Here is a 21,196-nt window from a genome sequence, read left to right as displayed (position 1 = left end):
TAGCTTTAAATCAGTTGGTATTCAGGAGTTTTTGTAATGTAATTGAATAGTCTTAAAACGGCGTAATTGGCATTGAAATCTTTAGCATCAAAATCGTATTTGAGTAAATTTTCCATATCTTTTTGTAAATTGTCATCTACTCGAAAAAGCAATCTGTTTGACAATTCTGAAATTATCTGTTTGTTATTTCCATTTTTATTAAAATCTATGCTGACGTTGATTTTTTCTATTTTAATTTCTAAATCATCACCTTCTTCAGGAATTTTGTCAAATACTTTTCGGCTTATGTTTCTTCCGTTGCAAAGTAAATCGCTGGCATTATTTCTTTGTAAATAGATTTGTGATGTTAACCATGAATTTCCGCCATCCCAACCTTTAACATTAGGTTGATTGAATAAATCCATTCCTTGTTGTTTCAAGAAAAAACTAATTAAATTACTATTTGAATTTGTAATATTTAACTCGTCTGTTAATTGAAATAGATAGGTTAATGGATCTTTTATTTTGCTTCCAGAATTTTCTTTTGCATATTCCTCGGTAAAAATTTTGGTTAAAAGTGGTTTGATTTCAAAATTCATTTTTCTGAAATAATCGCCATAATAAACCACTAAATCTTCTGAAGGATTATCATAAATAAACCATTTTAGTATTTTTCTTGTAATGAGATATGGCGTGTTTTTTTGCTCAAATATGATATCAACTAAATCATCTGCTTTAAAATTTCCTTGTTTTCCGAAATAGGTTTTTGTTGAATTATCTTCTAAAAATCTTCTGTAAACAGCGCTTTCTTCGCCAAGATTTAATCCAGCCAATGCTTTTGCTCCTTCTTTAATATCGTTTTCAGTATAATTTCCAATTCCGATGGTGAAAAGCTCTAAAAGTTCTCTGCTTAAATTTTCATTGATTTTGTCTTTTCGATTGTCTACATTATCCAAATAACGAACCATTGCATTCGATTTTACAATCAGTTTGGTGAGTTCTTTAAAGTTTCCAAAAGCATTTTCACGCAAAATCATATTGTGTTGGTAAATCCAATACGTAGATTTTACTTTTTGAGAAGTTGCTACAAAATGGTTGTGCCAAAAGCAGGTCATTTTTTCTCTCAGCGGAAATTTTTCTGTTAGAAATTTATCAATCCACCATTTTTTTAATTCGGTAGCATTTTTGATTTGCTTTTTGATAACTTTCTTTTGGTCATCTGCAGTTCCATTTTTAATCGATTGACGAAGTTCTTTCAACTCAGCAAGGGATTTTGGTTCGTCATCAAGAAATGTTGGAAGTGTTTTTTCAAAAGTAGTTGCATACGATTGATTTAGGAATTTTTCAAATCCTAATTGTTCTATAAGTTGCGCTTGCTTTCCTGAAAAACCAAGTCGAAGTGACCAAAGATTGCTTTTGTTCATAACAAATGAATTGAATTATAAATTTAGACTTTATTTAACACAAAAGGTTTAAATATAATTCAAAATATAACGTTGAATATGGTTTAAATTATCTCCTTCATGAAAAACATTTTCCTTATTCTATGTTTAGGTTTTATCTGTTGTAACAATTCAAAAGTTGAAACTCCAACAAAAGATTATAAATCGAATAATTCTGAAGCCTTAGAATATTGTAAGAAGAACGGATTCAATGAAGAGTACTATTTTCTTTTGGATTTAAGTATTCATCCTGGAAAGAATCGATTTTTTGTTTATGATTTCAAAGAAAGTAAAATTTCTGATAAAAACTTGGTAACGCATGGAAGTTGCGATCAATTTGAAGAAAATCCAGATAAATGGGAAAAGGCTAAGTTTAGTAATAAAACCGATAGTCATTGTTCCATGAAAGGAAAGTATAAAATTGGAAAGAGAGATTATAGTTCTTGGGGAATAAATGTAAAATATTGGTTGCACGGATTAGAAAAAACCAATGAAAGTGCAATGAAAAGAGTAGTGGTTTTACATTCTTGGAATGCTGTTTCTAATGAAGAAATATATCCTAAAGTTTCTCCTTTAAGTTGGGGTTGTCCTGCAGTTTCTGATGCATTTATGAGGAAATTGGATGCTAAATTGAAGCAAACAAAAAAACCAGTTCTACTTTGGATAATTGAATAAAAAAATCCCATGAAAAAAATCATGAGATTAATTCAAACATTTACCATACTAACTAACTTTTATCTTCTTCCACCAGAAGTTCTAACTCTGTTTGGATTTGATTTTTTAACTCTTACAGCTTTTACTTCCCCTCTTTTATTTTTTGTTACAACGGTTGTTTTGCGATTATTGCTTTTCACTACAGTTGTTCTTCTATTGTTATGAACAACTAAAGTTGAATGATTTCTTCTTGGTGCATATATTCTATGAGCTACAACAACTCTTCTTGCAGGAACGCGATGATAGTTAACTCTATGAGGAGCACATCTGTTGTAAAAAACATGATATTTGTATGGTCGCCAAGGTCTCCACCATTTTGGATAAAAACCCCATCTCCATGGAGAATGCCATACTACATAGGTTGGAGCGTAAAGAAATCTTACACTTGGCCAAAACCAAACATTTACAATAACTTGTTTAGTGTATAATTCGCTAACACTTGGTCCGCCTTTTCCACCAGTTGAAGATTCTACAACTTCATTTGGCTCTACAAAAGTATTTTCTGCGTATAAATCAGCATCGCCTTCAATTTGAAGCGTTGCACTTTCATTTCCAGTTTTTTCAATTCCAATTATGGCGATGTCTTGTTTTTCTTTATCGTTTACATAAGTACTTAAAACGATTGCATGTGTATCACCTTCACGAATGTCGTCCACCATAATGTAATCAATATCATTATCATCATTTAGATCAAGGTTATTTACATTATTATTTTCTTCGTTGAGTAATTTTTCAAATTCTTCTAAAGAGTTTGATTTTTTGAATAATGCCAAAGCACCTTCTAAGCTGAAGTTGTCGCCAGTATTATCTGGTCTTTCGTCTTCTTGACTAAATCCTACAGATGTTGCAAGAAGGATAAGTAAAAGTGTGGTTATTTTTTTCATAATCAAATAAGTTTATGCATAAGACTATGAAATTGATAAAAGGTTTAATTTTATTTTATTTTTTTTTGAATTCAATAGTTTTCCAATTTAACTGAACCCATGTTGCTACTTCTTCTTGTTTGGTTATTTTAGGAGGTAGTTTTTCTCTAATGCAGCGTTCAATTTTAATACAACTTTCAATTTTACTAAAATCCCACAAATCGACTAGTTTGTTAATAAGATACAACACTTCCATACCTTGATTTTTATTAAATCGGGTTTCATCTATTTTTCCAGAAATTTTAGGGTCATATGAAATATAGGTCGACCATTCATAATCTGAATAAAATAAATCGTCTTTAGTGAAAGTTATCATTTTTAGTTTTATTTCTTTGTAAGTTAAATAAAAAAAATGAGAGATATTTATTTTTTTTATGAAACAGCCTTTTTAGTTTATGAAATACTATTTTTAATTTTTGAATGGAAGATTATTTCCTAAAAATCATATTTTCTTTCAACGGCAAATCTTATTAAATCCGTTTTTCCTTGAATGTTCATTTTTTTCAGAATATTTTTTCTGTGCGTGTCAACAGTGCTTTTACCAATGAATAAAATATCAGCAATTTCTTGAGATGTTTTTCCTTCACCTATTAGTCGTAATATTTCTTTTTCTCGTGTGCTTAATACAATTTCTTCTTTACTTGTTACATCTGTAGTTGTTATGGAATCATCAAAATAAATTCCATTTTTAGCAACAATTCTTATGGCTTCTAGAACTTTTTTAAGAGAAGAATTTTTCATGATATAACCAGAAACTCCTGCATCTTTCATTTGATGAATAGCTTCTGCTTGGTCAAACATGCTAAAAGCAATTATTTTGGTGTTTGGAAATTCTTTTTTAATTGTTTTTGTAGCACAAATTCCATCGCATTTGGGCATTCTAATATCGGTTAAAACAATTTGTGGTTGCTTTTTTCTAACCAAATCGATTAACATTTCACCATCATTTGCTTCACCCAAAACGGTAATATCTTCTTCATATTCCAAAAAAGAACGGATGCCATCAATTAGAGCTTGATGATCTTCTGCAATTACTAATGTTATCATATTGGTAGGTCTATAATTATGGTTGTTCCTTTATTTATTACTGAATCTATCGTGAAAGTTCCTCCCATTTGTTCTACTTTTTTTTCTATACTTTTGAGACCAATTCCGTCTTTAGAAACAATTGTTTTGATGTCAAATCCTCTGCCATTGTCTTCAATAATGACATTGATATCGGTTTTATTATGCTGAGTAAGATAAATGTTAACTTCTGTGGCGTGAGAATGTTTGATAATATTGGTACACAACTCTTGAATCATTCTAAAAATAGTTATTTCCTTTTGATTTTCCAATCTTTCGTTTAATCCAAATGGAATTACATTTATGGTCAACTTTTTAAGAATACTCATTTTTTCTGCCATTTTTTTTACAGCAATTTCCAAACCATGACTTCCAATAACACCAAGGTTTTTTAGATGTGAAATATTTCTTACTTCCTGATAAGCTTCGTCAATAAGCGAATCAGTTTTATCAAACAATTGATTTTCTTTGTCTTCCACAACTTCTTTTTGACGTTTAAGATTTTGAAAGTTAAACTTTAAAGTTGCTAATAAACTACCTAGATTATCATGTAATTCATTTGCTATTCTTTGGCGTTCTTTTTCTTGGCTTTCAAGCATTATGTCAATTTCATGGAGTTCTTGTTCTTTAAGCGATGTTTCAAGTTTTTGCGTTTGGATTAGTTTTTCTTGTTCGGCAATGGTTTTCTTTTTCGAAACATTCTTGTATGCTAGAACTCCTATTGTTGTAATTATCAGTAATAAAGCAAGTCCAATAAATAGTATTATTTTATTTGTTTGAAGCTTGTTTTTTAGGGTTAGATTTTGAAGTTTTGTTTCTTCAGTTTTGTATTTTGTATCAATTTCCGTAATAGAAATTTTTTGTTCATTTTCATTTAATGTATTGGTTAGAACCTTTTGTTTTTCGATGTATTCAATACATTTTATATAGTCTCCTTTTTCTTTATATAAATCAGATAAGTAACCATATAAAATCTCTTTATTTTTATTTAAATAATCTTTAAGCGGAATAGAATCTGCCTTGTTAAAATAATAAAGTGCCTTTTCAAAATCCTTTTTTTTACTATATGCTAGTCCGGTGTTGGTATAAATATTGAAGAAAAATCCTGTAATTTTTTGTTGATTGCTATTCTTTTTATTTTTGTTTAAAATTTTTAAAGCTTTTTGATAGGAGTATAGAGCAGAGTCAATTTTGTTTATTCTATCATGTGAAAAAGTAGCTCCAATGTTTTGAAGAATTCTGACCTGTGTAATTTCATCATTTGTTTTTAGATTTTCTTTTTCTGCTTTTTTGAAATATTCTAATGCCATTTTTGGAATAGTGTCATAAAAAGACTTTCCAATTTGAATGTAAAACTCCGTTAAAATTTTCGGATCTTTTTTCTCTTCAGCATAGTCATTATACTCTTTTAAAAACTTTTTATAATCAACTTTATTTCTATTAATTGCTAATAAAAGCGAAACAATTTCAATGTTAATTTTAGCAACTTTATCAACACTATCAATTGATTTAAATAGTTTTTTTGACTCAATGTAGTGATTGAAAGCCAAGTCGTCTTTGTTTTCTTGAACGTTTATAATGGCTAATAAATAGTTGTATTGTGCAAGTTCAAAAGCATTGAACTTTTTTGTATTTATCTTTTCATTAATAATTTTGGCTTGTTCAAAATCTTGTTTTTTTATTTGTAATTCAAGTTTTTTTAAAGCGTTTGATTGCGAATAAGTAAAAGCAACACTCAACAAAAGTGCTGCTTTTATAAAAAATATTTTGATTTTTTTTAATGTCATTTAGCAAGAACCATCAACTGTTAGAATTCCACCATTTCCTACTTTTGGTATGTTTAACTTCATTACAGTAGGAATAGATTCTGTTTCGATAACTTTATTTGATTCTGTAGCTTTTTTAAACTTTTTACTATTTAAAAGCCAAGCTAAAGGCATAGAATCTTGAAAATCTTTTAAAACGTCCATTTCATCGACTCCAATTTCGCAGTCAAATTCATCATCATGATAGCAAAAAAATATGATTCTATCATTTTTTGTTATTTCTTCAAATGATTCTTCTGAGAATTTATTGTTTAAATTTTTCAATGAAAATTCACTATTTTCAACTAATATATTAGACATATTTTCATTTGTTCGAGACCAATCAATATTTTCATTGTTATTAACTAATATCCCGACAATGCCATAATGTTTTTCATTTGAAATATTAATAAAGCATTTGTATTTAAATCCTATATCTTCTCTCGTTGGTAAGTATGTGTAAACTTTAGCAGTTAAATTAGTTTCATCAAATTCTCCACAAGGTTTGTATGCTCTCATATTTTTTAGTTTAAAGTGTTTAACAATTCAAAATTCAGCCATTAAATTATAAAAAAAATCCCTACAAATAGGGATTTTAAGAAGATATAATTAAAATTAACGTTTTGATAATTAATCTTTTGTAATTTCATCATCAATTAGATCGCTTAAGTGCACACGTAAAGCTTTGACAGAAATACTAATTTCCCAAAAAGAGATGCCAAGTGAAATAAGTAAACTAAGCAAACTTGCACCAAAAATATAAATACCAACAAGCTTCCATTCCATAAACAAAACTAACATTCCGAATACGGAAAGAAACAAACTCAACACACCGAAAAGTTGCATGTATCGAATTAATGTTAATCTCAAGTTGAGGTTTTTGATTTCTATCAAAATGCTTTTGTTCTCTTTTTCATCGTAGGTTTTCTTCAATCCACGAACGATTTGTGCAATGGTTAAAAATCGATTAGTATAAGCTAACAGAATTAACGAAGTTGCAGAAAATAATAATGCAGGAGTTTCTATGGATAGGTTCATGATTTATTTAGAATGCTTTAACTTTTTTATAGATTAAAGATACAATAGTTTAATGTAAATTATTCAAAACTATGATGTGAAAATTTTTCTTTTGAAATTTTATTACACAACTATTGTTTAAAAATTGAATATATCCTTCGTTATTGATTTATATTCATCTCTTGACGGAATATTTTTCAAAGTATTTATTAATTCTTTTTCATATCCAAGAATAATTATTCCTTGTTCTATAAGTACAAAGATATCATTGTAAATTCTCACATCAAAACCTTTTAAATAACTTTCATAATCACTATCAAGATGAGCATAAAATTTATCTCTTGCATTTAATGTCGAATTTATTTCGGGTTTAAATAAAATAAATTTTCTTAAATGACTTCTACTTTCTTTTGTGTTTTTATTTTTTAAAAGCTTTATTAAATTATCTTCAGAAGAACGACTGTTTTTTAATATTTTGTAAAGTTCAATATGCAAATCTTTTAGAAATAGATATCGAGTAAGTTTCAAAAATTGATTATTATCTGTTAGATCTTTAATTTTTTGATTGTCCTCTTCTAAATCTATGTTATCTAAAAAACACCATGCCTCCCAACTTTTTCTAGAATTGTGATAATTTTTCAAAAGTCTACAGATACTTGAATCCATTATGTTTTTTTCCAAATTTACTAAAACTTAAATTATTATTTAATTTTACAAAAAAAAACCTGCAAGTTTTCACTCACAGGTTAATCTTAATTTTTAATACTTTCGTCTTAATACTTATTTAATCAACTCAAAACTTCTTTTCACAAAAGCTGTTAATTCTTCACCTTTTAATAATCCTTGTGAGATTTTGGCTAAATCTAATGCTTGTTTTACCAAACTTTCTTGAGCTGATTTGTCAGAGGTGTTTAAGATAGTTGTTGCTAATTCAGAATTCGTATTTACAACCAAATTATACATTTCTGGGAAGTTACCCATTCCAAACATTCCGCCACCACCAGTTTGACTCATTTCTTTCATTCTTCTCATGAATTCTGGTTGCGTAATCATGAATGGTGCAGCCGAACTATCCATTGGTTCTAATTGAACAGAATAGTTAGTTTTTGGAACAATTTCCTCTAAAACCGTTTTCAAATTAGTTGCTTCGTCTTCCGATAATTTAGAAATTTGAGTTTCTTCTTTTTGAATCAATTTGTCAATATGATCAGAATCCACACGAACAAAAGTTAGGTTTTCATTATTAGACTCTAATTTTTGAATCAAATGCGAAACAATTGGAGAATCTAATAATAATACTTCGTACCCTTTTTCTTTTGCAATGTCAATATAACCATGTTGAGCATCTTTACTAGAAGCATATAAAACTACTAATTTTCCGTTTTTGTCAGTTTGATTTGGAGTAATGGCTTCTTTCAATTCTGATAAAGTATAATATTTATCATCAACTGAAGGATATAAAACAAAATCGCCTGCTTTTTCGTAGAATTTTGGTTCCGATAACATTCCGTATTCTAAAACGATTTTGATGTCATTCCATTTTTTCTCGAAGTCTTCACGATTTTCGTTGAATAAACCTTTTAGTTTATCAGCTACTTTTCTTGTGATATAATTCGATATTTTCTTTACGTTACTATCTGCTTGTAATCCAGAACGCGAAACATTCAAAGGAATATCTGGAGAATCAATTACACCTTTCAGCATTACTAAAAATTCTGGAACAATTCCTTCAACATTATCAGTTACAAAAACTTGGTTTTGATACATTTGAATTTTGTCTTTTTGCATTTGCATGTCGTTAGACAATTTTGGGAAATACAAAATACCAGTCAAATTAAAAGGATAATCCACATTCAAATGAATATTGAATAAAGGTTCTTCAAATTGCATTGGATACAATTCGTGGTAAAAGCTTTTGTAATCTTCATCCGTTAAATCTGTTGGTAATTTTGTCCAAGCAGGAGTTGGATTATTGATGATATTGTCTACTTCAATAGTTTCTGCAACAAAATCCTCTGCAGCATCTTCTGGCTTTGGTAAAGTTTCTTTGCGAGTTCCAAATTTAATTGGAATTGGCATGAACTTATTATATTTTGTAAGTAATTCTCTGATTTTATATTCTTCTAAAAATTCTAGAGAATCTTCTGCAATATGAAGAATAATTTCTGTTCCACGAGACGTTTTGTCTGATGCTTCAAGAGTAAATTCTGGACTTCCATCGCAGGTCCAATGTGCAGCTGGTTCGTCTTTAAATGATTTTGTTATGATTTCAACTTTTTTAGCAACCATAAAAGCAGAATAAAATCCCAATCCAAAATGACCAATAATTCCAGAATCTTTGGCAGAATCTTTATATTTTTCAAGAAATTCTTCAGCGCCAGAAAAAGCCACTTGATTGATGTATTTTTCAACTTCGTCGGCAGTCATTCCTAAACCTTGGTCGATGATGTGAAGTTTTTTGGCTTCTTTATCGATTTTTACTTCGATAATCGGATTGCCATATTCTACTTTAGCCTCACCAATACTAGTTAAATGTTTTAATTTTAAAGTTGCATCTGTAGCATTTGAAACCAATTCACGAAGAAAAATTTCGTGGTCATTGTAAAGAAATTTCTTGATTAAAGGGAAAATGTTTTCTACTGAAACATTAATTTTTCCTGTTGACATATTTTGAACTTTTAAGTTAAACAATTTATGCTTTATTACTATTCAAATTCAGTACCAAAGCTTTTAATCTGACAAAATGACGTAGAAGTAATTCTATAAGTTATTTTTGAAATCATGTAAATTTTCCAATGGATTTATAATTACCTTTGTACATTAAACTAAATTTAAAAAAAATATGAAAAAAGGTATTCTTCTATTACTATTGGTTTCTTTTGTAATTGGTTGTAAACCAAAGCAAAATGTAACAAATACAAGACTTGATAAAAGTTCTCAAGTTTTAGTAAAAGGAACTTGGACAATAAGTTCTGTTACTTATCCGGGTTCAGATTATATCAAGGTTACTTCATTTGATATTGCAGATTCTAAATGTTTTGTTGGAAGTACTTGGAAATTTATTTCAAATAACAATAAAGGTGAAATGGCTCTGAATAATTCTAGTTGTACTAACTTCACTTCGCCAATAACTTGGTTTATCAATGATAATGGAAATTTTGTCATGAAAATTATAAACGAAACTAAAGCAAAAAAAGTTGCTGAAGGTTATATTTTAACTGTAGCTAATCAAACTGAAACATCATTTCAGTTAATTGATAAAGCTAATGTTGGAGGGAAGTCAATTGATGTTGTTTATCAATTTCAAAAAAATTAAATAATTTAAAATTATAAAAAATGAAAAAAATCACAATTTATATATTGATAGGAATGTTAAGTATTGGTTCACTTTTTACAAGCTGTGAGTCAGTTAAAAATACTAATAAAACTCAACGTGGTGCTGCAATTGGTGCAGTTGCAGGTGGTGTTCTTGGAGCAGTTCTAGGAAATAACATTGGAAAAGGTGGTAATGGCGCAATTGGTGCTGTACTAGGAGGTGTTATAGGTGGTGTAGCCGGTGGAGTTATTGGAAATAAAATGGATAAGCAAGCTAGAGAAATTCAAACAGCTTTGCCTGGAGCTCAAGTTGAGAGAGTAGGTGAAGGAATCAGATTGGTTTTAGGTGAAAATTCTGTACGCTTTGACACTAATAAATCTACATTGACTGCTGCAGCAAAAGCTAATTTAGACAAATTAGTTCCAGTTTTTCAAAGTTATGCTGATACAGATATCGTTATTTATGGATATACTGATATTACAGGTAAACCAGAATATAACTTGACATTATCTGAACAGAGAGCAATTTCTGTAGAAAAATATTTAGAATCTAAAGGTTTAAATATGTCAAGATTTAAAATGGTCGGAATGGGAATTGCTGATCCTATTGCAACTAACGATACTCCTGAAGGTCGTTCTCAAAATCGTAGAGTTGAGTTTGCAATTACAGCAAATGAAAAAATGGTTGAAGACGCAAAAAAACAAGCAGGAAACTAAATTTTAGAGTTAATAATATCATTAAAGGCGATCAATTACTATTGGTCGCCTTTTTATTTTCAAATATTTTGAACAACATTTAACAAAACTTTTTGTTTAGATAATTTCATTAATTGTTAAACAATAAGTAATTTTACAATCAAATTTATTTCAAATGGAAACTTCTAAGAAAACAACAAGCAAAAAGAAATTGGTAACCGATGATGCCATTATTTCTATGTACATGGATTATGTTCTAAGCAATAATGCCGAACCTAAAAATGTATTCTCGTTTTGTAAAGAGCACAAAATTGAGGAAGCAGATTTCTACAAATTCTTTGGTTCGTTGGATGTATTGAGGCAGGAAATTTGGGTTAAATTTTTTGAGAATGCTGAAGGTTCCATCAAGAAAGACGAAGCTTTTGAAAGTTATTCAGATAAAAATAAGCTTTTGACATTGTATTTTACTTTGTTCGAAATTTTAACCTTGAACAGAAGTTATGTAGTGTTTTCTTTAAAAGAGAACAAAGAAGGATTGAAGAATTTGAAAAGTTTAAAACAATTCAGAAACCATTTCAAAGATTTTATCGTAAGTATTATTGATGAGAATGAAAATATGGTAAATGATAGAATTTCTAAAATCACCAAACCAGTATTTGCAGAAGGAGCATGGATTCAGTTCTTATTTTTATTGAAATTTTGGATAGATGATACTTCTGTAGGTTTTGAAAAAACAGATGTCTTAATCGAAAAATCCGTAAATACAGTGGTTGATTTGTTAGATACAAAACCATTAGAAAGTTTATTCGATTTAGGAAAATTCCTTTGGAAAGAAAAAATGAATTAATACTGAAATAAATTCAGCACAAGTATGAAAACATTAGATAAAATTCCAACAGGAAAGATAGAGCGCGCCAGTCAATTAGTTAAAACCGGATTCAAAGTTGGAGGAAACTATGTTGCTTATTATGGTGAAAAGATTGTAAATCCATCTTTAAATCGTGATAAATTAAACGAAAGCAATGCCGAAGATATTTATGATGGTTTAAAGAATTTAAAAGGAAGTGCTTTGAAAGTTGCTCAGATGTTGAGCATGGACAAAAGTATTATGCCACAACAATATGTAGATAAATTTTCGTTGTCACAATTTTCGGTTCCACCATTGTCGGCACCATTAGTTAGAAAAACATTTAAAAAATATTTAGGTCAATATCCAGAGAACTTATACGACACGTTTACGCCAGATGCTATGAATGCTGCGAGTATTGGTCAGGTACACAAAGCAACCAAAGATGGGAAAAATCTTGCTGTGAAAATCCAATATCCAGGTGTTGCGGATAGTATAAGTTCTGATTTGGCTTTAGTAAAACCATTCGCGATTAGAATGTTCAACATAAAAGGTAAAGATTCTGATAAATATTTTAAAGAAGTTGAAGATAAATTATTAGAAGAAACCGATTATAATTTAGAGTTAAAGCAAAGTTTAGAAGTATCTGATTGGTGTAAGCATATTGAAAATTTACGTTTCCCAAAATATTATTCAGAATTGTCATCAGAGAAAATTTTGACAATGGAGTGGATTGACGGAGAACATTTGTCAGAATTTGCAGCTCACAATACGGATAGAGTTAAAGGTGATAAAATAGGTCAGGCGCTTTGGGATTTTTATATGTATCAAATGCATCATTTAAAACAAGTACATGCTGATCCGCATCCTGGAAACTTTTTGATTGATAAAGACGATAAATTAGTTGCGATTGATTTTGGTTGTATCAAACATGTTCCCTTAGAATTTTATGTTCCTTATTTTGAATTAGCAAATCCAGCAGTGATTGATAATCCCAAATTGTTCGACGAAAAATTATATGAATTAGAGATTTTAAGATTAGATGATTCCAAAGAAGAAATAAAATATTTTACAAAGTTATTTCATGATTTGTTGAGTTTGTTTACCAAACCATTTCATGGAGACTTCTTTGATTTTTCTGATGATGATTTCTTTGGTCAAATTGCAACAATGGGAGAGGAGTTCGCTAAAGATACTCAACTAAGAAAAATGAATGGGAATAGAGGTTCAAAACACTTTTTGTATATAAACAGAACGTTTTTTGGTTTGTATAACTTGTTGCATGATTTAAAAGCAAGAGTTCAAACAAAAGAATTTGAAAAATATATCAAGAAATAAAAGATTGTTTGTTTATTGGTTAGGTTGATAAGAGCGATGGCTACACGTTTTAGCATCGCTCTTATTGTTTTTTATCTTTTAGGTTTTTCAGCAGGAATGCCTTCACCGTATTTGCCATCTCCAAGTTTAATTTTACCAGCATTTGGACCTGCAGGAATTACATCGCCTATAGAAACATAATCTTCTGGATTATACTTGTAAACGATATGATCTGTTGGCCAACTGAAAATTTTTCTACCATCAGTTGGTTGGTTTTTAGCTTTTGCTGCTATTGGTTCTTTGTCAGATTTTAGATAACCTGGACCTGGAGCTTGAGGAAAACGGCCTTCTCCAAAATTTGTTTTAGGCTTTGCAACTAGTTGGTATTGCAACTTCCCTGAATGATTTCCGCCATTTAATTCTAAAATTTCAACTGAGTTTTTAGTTTGAGACATAATTGTTATTCCGTTAAAATATGGCATTCCCACAGGTGTACAAATTACTCTTAAAGGATTTTCTTCATCCACTACAATGATGTCTGCTAAAATTTCATCCACAATTATTGTTGCTTTACCATTAACCATTTCAACAGTTCCATAGTCTTGATACCAATATTCAGGAGATTCTGGACATGTTAATGTTACTCTGCCATGGTTTTCAGTTGGAATAATTTCAGAAACAGTACCTGTTCCAACAATTTTTCTTGCAGTTAATCCGTTTGTCCAACCACCAACATAGGCATAAGCAATACTTGTTCCTGCATAATTGTTTCCTGAAAAATAGCCACCAGTACTAACTGGGGCATCAGAAAATGACAAACCTTGAGCACCATATGAGTCTTGAAATTGGGAGTTTGCCAAACCTTGAACCCCTACTGAATAACCAGGATTTCCGGTGGTTGTGGCTCTATTGTTAAACCCTCTTAGTGCAATTTGAGTTCCTCCTAATGTTGTACTTGTATTATTTAATTGATTATAGCTAACAGATGGATTTACAGTTGAAGAAGCATTATCGACATAGCTGTAATTAGCCATCCAAACATTTGAATAATTAATATTTGCAGCTACTGTTGCCAAACCTGTTGATTGAGCAAAAATGCTTGTATAGCCTGCAGCAGGATTATTTGCATAAACACCAGATCCTAATAAAGTTTGTGCTGGTGTTCCAAAAGAAAAATTCACTTCTCTACCTAAAATACCACCAACATTGTTAGAATGACCATAAACAGCATCACTAGTAGTTCCACTATTAACTTCAAGTTTTGTATTTGCTGCAATTGTTGAAGTTCCTATACCAACATTTCCTGTATGAAACATATCGTCAGTGATGGCATTTGGAGGTAAAGTTGTTGCAACTTCATACCAATCATGATCGCCATTAGCAACAGAATTCAATCCAATCCAATCGGAAGTAGGATTGTTCCAATAATAAAAACCTGGTTGTCTTGAAGTTGCTAAAAAAGTTGTAGCTGTTGTTAAGTAAACAAGCATACCTTGTTGAGCAACTGTAGGATTAGTAGCAGGAAATACATTAACTTTTGGAATTAAAATCCCATCGTTATTAGCAGGAGTCGCTTGATTACTTGAACGAATATCTAATTGAGCATTTGGTAATGTTGTTCCAATTCCAATTTGAGCATTGGTTTGGTATAGATTAAATACTATAAAACAGAGGAGTAAAATTATCTTTTTCATGATTCATTAGTTTTAAGACAAATTCAAACATTTTCTTAAAATTACTAACAAAACATATTTAAAGATATTTTTTATCGATAAAAAACTATTAAAATCGATAAAATGTAGAATAAAATATAATTTTTACAATTTTTTTTATTTGCCTTACTTCAAAAAAGTCTTTACATATTTTAGTTGAAGATATTATAAAGCTCATAAAAAGAAGAGGATAGACTATAATTTATCTTTTATCTTCCAATTACAATCCAATCTGTACCATCACTTTGCACCATATATCTTTCATTTGGATTTAGTGTATTAATAAAAGTATTTGAAACATCATCATAAATAACACCTCCAGCAGTAGAGAATATTTTTGCAGAAATAGTATTGCTTCCAATAACAATGAATATTTTTCCAATATTTCCCACAGCTGAAGGTAGTCTAACCTCTGATACACTATTAAAAACTCTTACTGTGTACTCAGTTAGTGGGATTATATATACTCCTGCCAATGCTCCAGTTGTAAGATAAGGTTTAACTGTTTTCGAGTTCCAACTTAAAACTCCAGAAGCATCTGTTTGTAGAATTTCATTATTTGCACCACGAGCAATAGGAAAAACATAACCTGTTCCTGTTGGATCACCAATTTGAAAGGTACTATTAGTTCTAAGAATTCTTGTTGGAGCAAATTCGCCATAAATCAGTGAAGTGGTTGGAGTAGTATTTGAATTAGAAATATATAATTTATTACTAGTTGTTTCTGTAAATCCTGCTTGATAACCGATAGCTACATTACCTGAACCTGTTGCCAAACTAGACAAAGCACTATGGCCTATGGCTGTATTGTTTACTCCTGAAGTAGTGTTTGTTAGTGCATTATATCCAATGGCAACATTTCTAGCTGAAGCTCCACTAGCATCTAATGCATAAGCACCAAGAACTGCATTTTGTGTACCAGTAGAAAAGGCACCTGCATTGAATCCGACAAAAGTACCATCATTTGATGTAGTTGCAAAACCTGCATTACGTCCCACAGCTGTATTTCGTGAACCTGTACTGTTATCATTTAATGAGCCAGCACCAATTGCAGTATTTTCTGTTGCAGTTGAGTTTCCTTGCGAAGCATTGTAGCCTATTGCAGTATTGTTAGCCCCTGAGTTATTAAATAAAGAATGCCATCCAACAGCAGTAGAGTTACTTGCAGTAGAAGTAGCTCCAAACATTGCTTCCCAACCAATTACAGTATTTGCACTTCCGTTATTTCTTCCAAGTGATCGTTCTCCTATAGCTACATTCTGTGAGCCTGTTGTTGCATTTCCATGAGCTTGATAACCTACTGAAGTATTTGAAGCTCCAGAATTAAGTAAAGCTGATGCTTGTGTTCCAACAGCTGTATTAAAGTTAGCTCTATTATCGTTTAATGCTTGAAATCCTAATGCGGTGTTATTGGATCCTATAAGATTGTTTCTTGATGCTTGAAATCCAATTCCGGTGTTGTTGCTTCCTGTAGTATTTCCTCGCATGGCTTCAAATCCTACTCCAGTATTGTTGTTTCCGCTAGAGTTTGTAAATAATGCTTCAAATCCAAGTGCAGAGTTTGCATTTCCTGTGTTTAATGTTAATGCACTATTTCCAATACCTGTATTTTGAATACCTGTAATGTTGGTTGCTAATGTGCCGTTTCCAATAGCAACATTATTATCACCGGTATTGAGTAGTAAAGCATTAGTTCCAAAAGCAGTGCTATTCGATGTTGCTCCGGCTGTAAGAGCTCCAAGTCCAAAAGAAGTACTTGTTGCTCCAATTTTTCCAGCAGCTAAGTTATTTCTCCTAAACGCAACATCAACGTTTGTTCCTGCAGCAGTTCCTATGAAGTTAGTTCCGTCTACAATTCCTGTATTTCCTATAATGCTCCAATCATTTGATGCTCCAGTTGCCAATCTAACCCAAATTGTTCCATTCCAATAATAAAAACCAGGTGTAACATCAGCAACAGTCGCAGAATTGTATACTAATTCAGAAATTGTTGGTGATGTTAGTGGCAATGCACTTGTGGTAATTGTTAAAGCTACTCTAGGTATTAATAATCCATCATTTGATGATGTTATATCTAATGCTCCTTGAGGTGTTGGGGTATTAATTCCTACTTGAGCTTGACTCACTATGGTAAATAGAAATACTATTATGATTCGAATTGATGTGAAATTTTTCATAATTACTTCTTGAATATGCATGAAAAAATATTAAAAAATACCTCTCAAAGAAAGAGAGGTATTTTTAATATTTAGCTTTAATTTAAATTATCTTCTTATTACACGTAGTGTTTTAGTGTTAGACTCTTGAGATACAATTACATTGTAAACTCCAGATGGATATTGGTTTCCTAATTCAAAATTTTGAATATCAGAAGCGTTTATCATTTTGTCCTCAACTAGTTTTCCTATCATGTCGTAAACTCTAACTTGAATGTTAGCTTCGCTATTAGTTTTCACATCCAACTTGAAGTTTTCTGCAAATGGGTTTGGATAAGCCAAAGCCTCGAATACATTTACTACTTCTAATTGAACATCTGATGCAATAGCTCTTGCTTGCATTGGAGTTTTGATGGTACATGATTTACTATATGGACCAAAACTAGTCTCATTTGGTAACCTAACCGCTACTTGTACAGAATAAATGGCTCCGTTTGGAATTAATCCTGGGAAGTTGTTTAATGTAAATCTGTTGAATTGGTTGTCGTAGAATGTATCATAATCAACTCCGTTGTAAACTCTAAATCGGTACATGGTTGCTCCATTAACTCCGTCTGCAATAATTAACTCAGAGTTGCTTGTAACTTGATAGTTATTACATTGAACTGTTCTTACTTGTGTAGTAGGATAAGCTGGGGTATTAATATCACATGGTGTACCATAAGGTAAGAAGGTACCATCAGTATTTCTTAATGAAACTTCTACTCTATAAGTACTTGCAAACAAGATACCAGACAATTGAGTCATGTTAAACTTATTAGATGGCTGTGTAGTTTCTTGAGAAGCTCCTGTTGGAACACCTGCAATTACTCTTGTAACTCTAAATCTATAAGCTGAAACATTAGAAACAGCTCCTGCATTTATCCATTGGTTCATAGCTGTTAATGTACTTCCACATTGTGCGCCAATTGTTGAAACTGGATTTGGTGTGTTTAAGTAACAAGGTGCTCCAAAGAAGGGTTGCCATACGTTATTGTATCGAACTGCAATCTCAAACATATATCTTGAGTTATAAGTCGTTCCTGGAACGTTAGCCAATGAAATGTTATTTACTGGTCTATCAACAATAACTGCTGCAGCTATAGGAGCATTTGTATTCATATCAACTTTCGTGATTCTGAATCTGTATCCTTGAGCAAAATTAGTCCAATTTGCAGTAACAGTTGAGAACCAACCTGCAAGAGTTGTACCACATGTTCCTGCTGGTAATGAACCAACAATTGGTGTGCAATTGTTATCAATTATACCATTACAATCGTTGTCGATTCCATCATAACAAACATCAACTGCTCCTGGATTGATAGCAGCATTAGCATCGTTACAATCGCCACCTAATAATACATAGGTTGCACCAGGAGAAGTACAAGAAGTAACTACTGTAGAATCAGCTCCATATCCATCACCATCAGCATCAATATACCAATTTACAGGTAAGCATAAAGTAGTTAATGAAGCAGTACCTGGAGCAGAGAATTGATTTGTTGCAATGTTATATTGATATAAATAAAAAGTATAATTTGTATTTGGAGTAAGTCCGGTTAGAACAAATCCAAATGGACTAGCTCCACTTCCATCGCCTGCTGTTGTTCCAAAAGTATATTCTGAAGCAGTTGTAGGATTTGCAGGAGCAGTTGCTGTTGGAGCATAAAACAATCTATAAACAATATTTCCATCAACATTATTTGGACCACAAGCTAAAAATGCACTAGTTGTTGTTGGGTTTATTGCAACAAAACCAACAGGTTGTGATGGAGGTGGTGGGAAAGAGAAGTTAACAGTATAAGTTAGTTGAACCCCAGGATCTTGAGAAGTAACTACAACTGTTGCACTACCTGGTAGAGCAGTTGCTTGAGTTATGACAGCTGTTGAAGTACCTGCATTTGGTGTAGCAGAAGTAATTTGAGGAATTGTAGTAGTTCCAAATGGTACAGTATAAGTATAAGAAAATTGCGAAGAACTAAATCCATCAACAGGAGTAAAATCTACTTGTAAGTCACTTAAAGTGGCATCAGTATTAATCCCAGGATTATTCCAGAAATAAACATTATCTACATAGATGTCAATTGGTGTTGTACTACCAGGACCATTTGCTGCAAATATCATTTGAATTACATTATCCCATGTCTGACCACCAAAAGCACTTTTAGGAATATCTACACTTGTCCATTGTCCAGGAGTATGATTAATAGTCACTTGAACTTCATTAGGACCAGTACCTGAATTAATAGGACTCACTTTGATTATAGCAGAAGATGTTGAAGCTTGTGTCCAAAGATCAACATGTAAGAATTCCATTGATGATAAATTGGTTGGAGTTAAATTAGTTCCTTGATAATTAAAATTAGCATAATGTAAAATAGTATTACCCGAACCTGGAACAGCCTCAAACGCTTGATTTAAAACGCCAAAACCTGATTGTCCCCAATTAGGATTATAATTAGTTGCAATATTTGAGTAAGTATTACTAAAAACTGAAACTACATTCGCAGCATTACGCGTAGGTACTGGTGCATTAGTTGTTGGTGGTACCAAAACAACTGGAGGTGCTGATGTAGTACCAAAAGAAGTAGCAGGTAGAGAATAAATTGCAGTTGCAGTATTATATTGATATAGCCAGAAAGTATAAGGTGTTGATGAACTTAAACCTGTTAATCTAAATCCAAATGCACTAGTACCGCCTCCATCGCCACCAATACTTCCAAAAGTATATTGTGTAGCTGTTAATGGATTAGCAGGTGCTGTAGCCGTTGGTGAATAAAATAATCTATATACAATATTTCCACCAACATTATTTGGACCAACCGCTAAAAACATAGATGTTGATTGTGGAGTATTTGAAACAAATCCCACAGGTTGAGGAACGTTAGTTGATGATGTTGTAGTTGCAGTTGCTGAGGTAGGCGAAGAATACAAACCACTAACAGTATCATATTGATATAACCAAAAAGTATAAGGTGTTGATTCATTAAGTCCAGTTAAAGTAAATCCAAATGCACTTATTCCGTTTCCATCACCTCCAATGCTTCCAAACGTATATTGAGTTGCTGTTGTAGGATTTGCAGGAGCTGTAGCAGTTGGTGAATAGAATAAACGGTAAACGATATTACCACTTCCAGCATTGTTAGGTCCACATGCCATAAAAACACTTGAAGAAGTTGGACTATTTACAACATATCCAACAGGTGCTGCTGGAGCTACTGGTCCACCACCTCCGTTTAGAACAAGTACAACATCATCAATATATACAGCTGCTGTTGTGTTAACTCCCATATTAGCCATATGAAAATTAAGTTGAGCATTGCCATTAGTTGATGTAGCGTTAAAAGTATAGCTATAAGTTGTCATTGTAGTTGTCAAAGCAACAGCATTGTTTCTAAACTGATCGTTCCAAATATTTGTATTTTGGATATTAACAGACATCGTTCTGTTTGCTGCAGCACGGGCTCTAAAAGTTAACGTGTAAGAAGACCCTCCAGTAAATGACAAGTTTGTCTGTTTCAGTTCTGTTCCCCAAGGATCTCCTCCAGCATTAGCTGTGCTGTAGAAAGCTTCTCCGGAAGCAACTACTCCAGGAGAACCAAACGTCCAACCTGTTGTACCATTTTCAAAATCACCATTGGTGAGTAAGTTTTGCGATATCCCAAAATTCGATAGGAATATCAATAGTAGTAAATAAAATTTTTTCATAATTGTTTGATTTTGTTCAATTTCAAACTTACAAGTTTAATTTTCTCAATTAATAAAGTTTTAGTGTATAAAAACTATACGAAATTTGAAATGTTTAAAAAAACTATAAAAAATTAGATTATTATTCAGTTTCAACAATGATTGTTTAGATACTTACTTCTTGATAATTAAACATTAATTGATATAATGTTGTACTAATGTATAGGTAAAATATCTTTAATCTTATGTTAATACAACGTTTGAGTTGTGCATTGTCTAAAAAAATAACAATAAAAATATCAATATTGTAATTATTGTTATTGGGTTTTATTAATTATATAAAAATTTAAATGAAAATGTTTTTAAAACGCATCAATGTTTAGCATGCATAAAAGTAATATGTCACCAAAATTATTTTTAAAAGTTTTTGTTATGCAGTTTTCGTTTCCCAAAATATTATCCAAAGTTATCTTCTGAATAAA

The 21,196-nt window shown here is 31.3% G+C and carries 17 protein-coding genes; 5 read left to right on the top strand and 12 right to left on the bottom strand.

From position 1 onward, the window contains the following. Positions 1–5: 5 nt before the first annotated feature. Positions 6–1,403: a DUF1800 domain-containing protein gene (locus tag ABD766_RS01795; RefSeq protein ID WP_344815105.1), complete on the bottom strand. Its 1,398-nt coding sequence runs from the start codon at positions 1,401–1,403 to the stop codon at positions 6–8. A gap of 99 nt (positions 1,404–1,502) precedes the next feature. Here ABD766_RS01795 and ABD766_RS01790 point away from each other — a divergent pair, with 99 nt between their 5' ends. Further along, positions 1,503–2,096, top strand: coding sequence for a murein L,D-transpeptidase catalytic domain-containing protein (locus tag ABD766_RS01790; RefSeq protein WP_344815104.1), 594 nt, complete (start codon positions 1,503–1,505; stop codon positions 2,094–2,096). Between the two features lie 59 nt (positions 2,097–2,155). Here the strand turns inward: ABD766_RS01790 and ABD766_RS01785 are convergent, their stop codons facing one another. From ABD766_RS01785 to htpG, 8 genes are all read right to left on the bottom strand, one after another. Then, entirely contained in the window at positions 2,156–3,019 is an 864-nt protein-coding gene (locus ABD766_RS01785) for a hypothetical protein (protein ID WP_344815103.1), read from the bottom strand. Between the two features lie 55 nt (positions 3,020–3,074). Further along, positions 3,075–3,374, bottom strand: a complete 300-nt coding sequence (locus ABD766_RS01780) for a hypothetical protein (protein WP_344815102.1) — start codon at positions 3,372–3,374, stop codon at positions 3,075–3,077. Positions 3,375–3,493: 119 nt separating this feature from the next. Further along, entirely contained in the window at positions 3,494–4,105 is a 612-nt protein-coding gene (locus tag ABD766_RS01775) for a response regulator transcription factor (protein ID WP_344815101.1), read from the bottom strand. Beyond that, a complete protein-coding gene (locus ABD766_RS01770) occupies positions 4,102–5,910 on the bottom strand; it encodes a tetratricopeptide repeat-containing sensor histidine kinase (RefSeq protein WP_344815100.1) in 1,809 nt (602 codons plus the stop codon). Before ABD766_RS01770 ends, ABD766_RS01775 begins: the two co-directional genes overlap by 4 nt. Then, a complete protein-coding gene (locus ABD766_RS01765) occupies positions 5,911–6,447 on the bottom strand; it encodes a hypothetical protein (RefSeq protein WP_344815099.1) in 537 nt (178 codons plus the stop codon). Positions 6,448–6,558: 111 nt separating this feature from the next. Then, the gene (locus tag ABD766_RS01760) at positions 6,559–6,966 is read right to left on the bottom strand and encodes a DUF2721 domain-containing protein (protein WP_298306460.1); all 408 of its coding nucleotides are present in this window, start codon (positions 6,964–6,966) and stop codon (positions 6,559–6,561) included. Between the two features lie 117 nt (positions 6,967–7,083). Continuing rightward, a complete protein-coding gene (locus tag ABD766_RS01755) occupies positions 7,084–7,611 on the bottom strand; it encodes a hypothetical protein (RefSeq protein ID WP_344815098.1) in 528 nt (175 codons plus the stop codon). A gap of 114 nt (positions 7,612–7,725) precedes the next feature. Beyond that, on the bottom strand, positions 7,726–9,612 hold the full coding sequence (gene htpG / locus ABD766_RS01750; RefSeq protein ID WP_344815097.1) for a molecular chaperone HtpG: 1,887 nt from the start codon (positions 9,610–9,612) through the stop codon (positions 7,726–7,728). A gap of 175 nt (positions 9,613–9,787) precedes the next feature. On the opposite strand from htpG, the gene ABD766_RS01745 reads away from it, so the two are divergent. From ABD766_RS01745 to ABD766_RS01730, 4 genes are all read left to right on the top strand, one after another. Continuing rightward, positions 9,788–10,261 carry a lipocalin family protein gene (locus ABD766_RS01745; RefSeq protein ID WP_344815096.1) on the top strand — a complete coding sequence of 158 codons (474 nt, stop codon included), beginning with the start codon at positions 9,788–9,790 and terminating at the stop codon, positions 10,259–10,261. Between the two features lie 20 nt (positions 10,262–10,281). Beyond that, complete coding sequence (locus tag ABD766_RS01740) at positions 10,282–10,977, top strand: YiaD family glycine zipper/OmpA-like lipoprotein (protein WP_344815095.1); 696 nt, start codon at positions 10,282–10,284, stop codon at positions 10,975–10,977. Positions 10,978–11,131: 154 nt separating this feature from the next. After that, positions 11,132–11,803 carry a TetR family transcriptional regulator C-terminal domain-containing protein gene (locus ABD766_RS01735; RefSeq protein ID WP_344815094.1) on the top strand — a complete coding sequence of 224 codons (672 nt, stop codon included), beginning with the start codon at positions 11,132–11,134 and terminating at the stop codon, positions 11,801–11,803. Positions 11,804–11,827: 24 nt separating this feature from the next. Continuing rightward, positions 11,828–13,141, top strand: coding sequence for an ABC1 kinase family protein (locus ABD766_RS01730; RefSeq protein WP_344815093.1), 1,314 nt, complete (start codon positions 11,828–11,830; stop codon positions 13,139–13,141). 71 nt (positions 13,142–13,212) lie between these two features. Here the strand turns inward: ABD766_RS01730 and ABD766_RS01725 are convergent, their stop codons facing one another. The 3 genes from ABD766_RS01725 to ABD766_RS01715 form a co-directional block, all read right to left on the bottom strand. Next, positions 13,213–14,814, bottom strand: coding sequence for a hypothetical protein (locus tag ABD766_RS01725; protein WP_344815092.1), 1,602 nt, complete (start codon positions 14,812–14,814; stop codon positions 13,213–13,215). A 227-nt stretch (positions 14,815–15,041) separates the two neighbouring features. Further along, a complete protein-coding gene (locus tag ABD766_RS01720) occupies positions 15,042–17,009 on the bottom strand; it encodes a beta strand repeat-containing protein (protein WP_344815091.1) in 1,968 nt (655 codons plus the stop codon). Positions 17,010–17,096: 87 nt separating this feature from the next. After that, complete coding sequence (locus tag ABD766_RS01715; protein WP_344815090.1) at positions 17,097–20,735, bottom strand: carbohydrate binding domain-containing protein; 3,639 nt, start codon at positions 20,733–20,735, stop codon at positions 17,097–17,099. Positions 20,736–21,196: the final 461 nt, after the last annotated feature.

The sequence above is a fragment of the Flavobacterium cheonanense genome, from assembly GCF_039539185.1.
Classification (GTDB): Bacteria; Bacteroidota; Bacteroidia; order Flavobacteriales; family Flavobacteriaceae; genus Flavobacterium; species Flavobacterium cheonanense.
The sequence above is the reverse complement of the archived record's forward strand: the minus strand, read 5'-3'. Positions and strand labels throughout refer to the sequence as shown.

Bases quoted from the DNA above. Each gene is read 5' to 3' on its own strand.
- ABD766_RS01795 (WP_344815105.1), bottom strand. From the start codon at position 1,403: ATGAACAAAAGCAATCTTTGGTCACTTCGACTTGGTTTTTCAGGAAAG.
- ABD766_RS01790 (WP_344815104.1), top strand. From the start codon at position 1,503: ATGAAAAACATTTTCCTTATTCTATGTTTAGGTTTTATCTGTTGTAAC.
- ABD766_RS01785 (WP_344815103.1), bottom strand. From the start codon at position 3,019: ATGAAAAAAATAACCACACTTTTACTTATCCTTCTTGCAACATCTGTA.
- ABD766_RS01780 (WP_344815102.1), bottom strand. From the start codon at position 3,374: ATGATAACTTTCACTAAAGACGATTTATTTTATTCAGATTATGAATGG.
- ABD766_RS01775 (WP_344815101.1), bottom strand. From the start codon at position 4,105: ATGATAACATTAGTAATTGCAGAAGATCATCAAGCTCTAATTGATGGC.
- ABD766_RS01770 (WP_344815100.1), bottom strand. From the start codon at position 5,910: ATGACATTAAAAAAAATCAAAATATTTTTTATAAAAGCAGCACTTTTG.
- ABD766_RS01765 (WP_344815099.1), bottom strand. From the start codon at position 6,447: ATGAGAGCATACAAACCTTGTGGAGAATTTGATGAAACTAATTTAACT.
- ABD766_RS01760 (WP_298306460.1), bottom strand. From the start codon at position 6,966: ATGAACCTATCCATAGAAACTCCTGCATTATTATTTTCTGCAACTTCG.
- ABD766_RS01755 (WP_344815098.1), bottom strand. From the start codon at position 7,611: ATGGATTCAAGTATCTGTAGACTTTTGAAAAATTATCACAATTCTAGA.
- htpG (WP_344815097.1), bottom strand. From the start codon at position 9,612: ATGTCAACAGGAAAAATTAATGTTTCAGTAGAAAACATTTTCCCTTTA.
- ABD766_RS01745 (WP_344815096.1), top strand. From the start codon at position 9,788: ATGAAAAAAGGTATTCTTCTATTACTATTGGTTTCTTTTGTAATTGGT.
- ABD766_RS01740 (WP_344815095.1), top strand. From the start codon at position 10,282: ATGAAAAAAATCACAATTTATATATTGATAGGAATGTTAAGTATTGGT.
- ABD766_RS01735 (WP_344815094.1), top strand. From the start codon at position 11,132: ATGGAAACTTCTAAGAAAACAACAAGCAAAAAGAAATTGGTAACCGAT.
- ABD766_RS01730 (WP_344815093.1), top strand. From the start codon at position 11,828: ATGAAAACATTAGATAAAATTCCAACAGGAAAGATAGAGCGCGCCAGT.
- ABD766_RS01725 (WP_344815092.1), bottom strand. From the start codon at position 14,814: ATGAAAAAGATAATTTTACTCCTCTGTTTTATAGTATTTAATCTATAC.
- ABD766_RS01720 (WP_344815091.1), bottom strand. From the start codon at position 17,009: ATGAAAAATTTCACATCAATTCGAATCATAATAGTATTTCTATTTACC.
- ABD766_RS01715 (WP_344815090.1), bottom strand. From the start codon at position 20,735: ATGAAAAAATTTTATTTACTACTATTGATATTCCTATCGAATTTTGGG.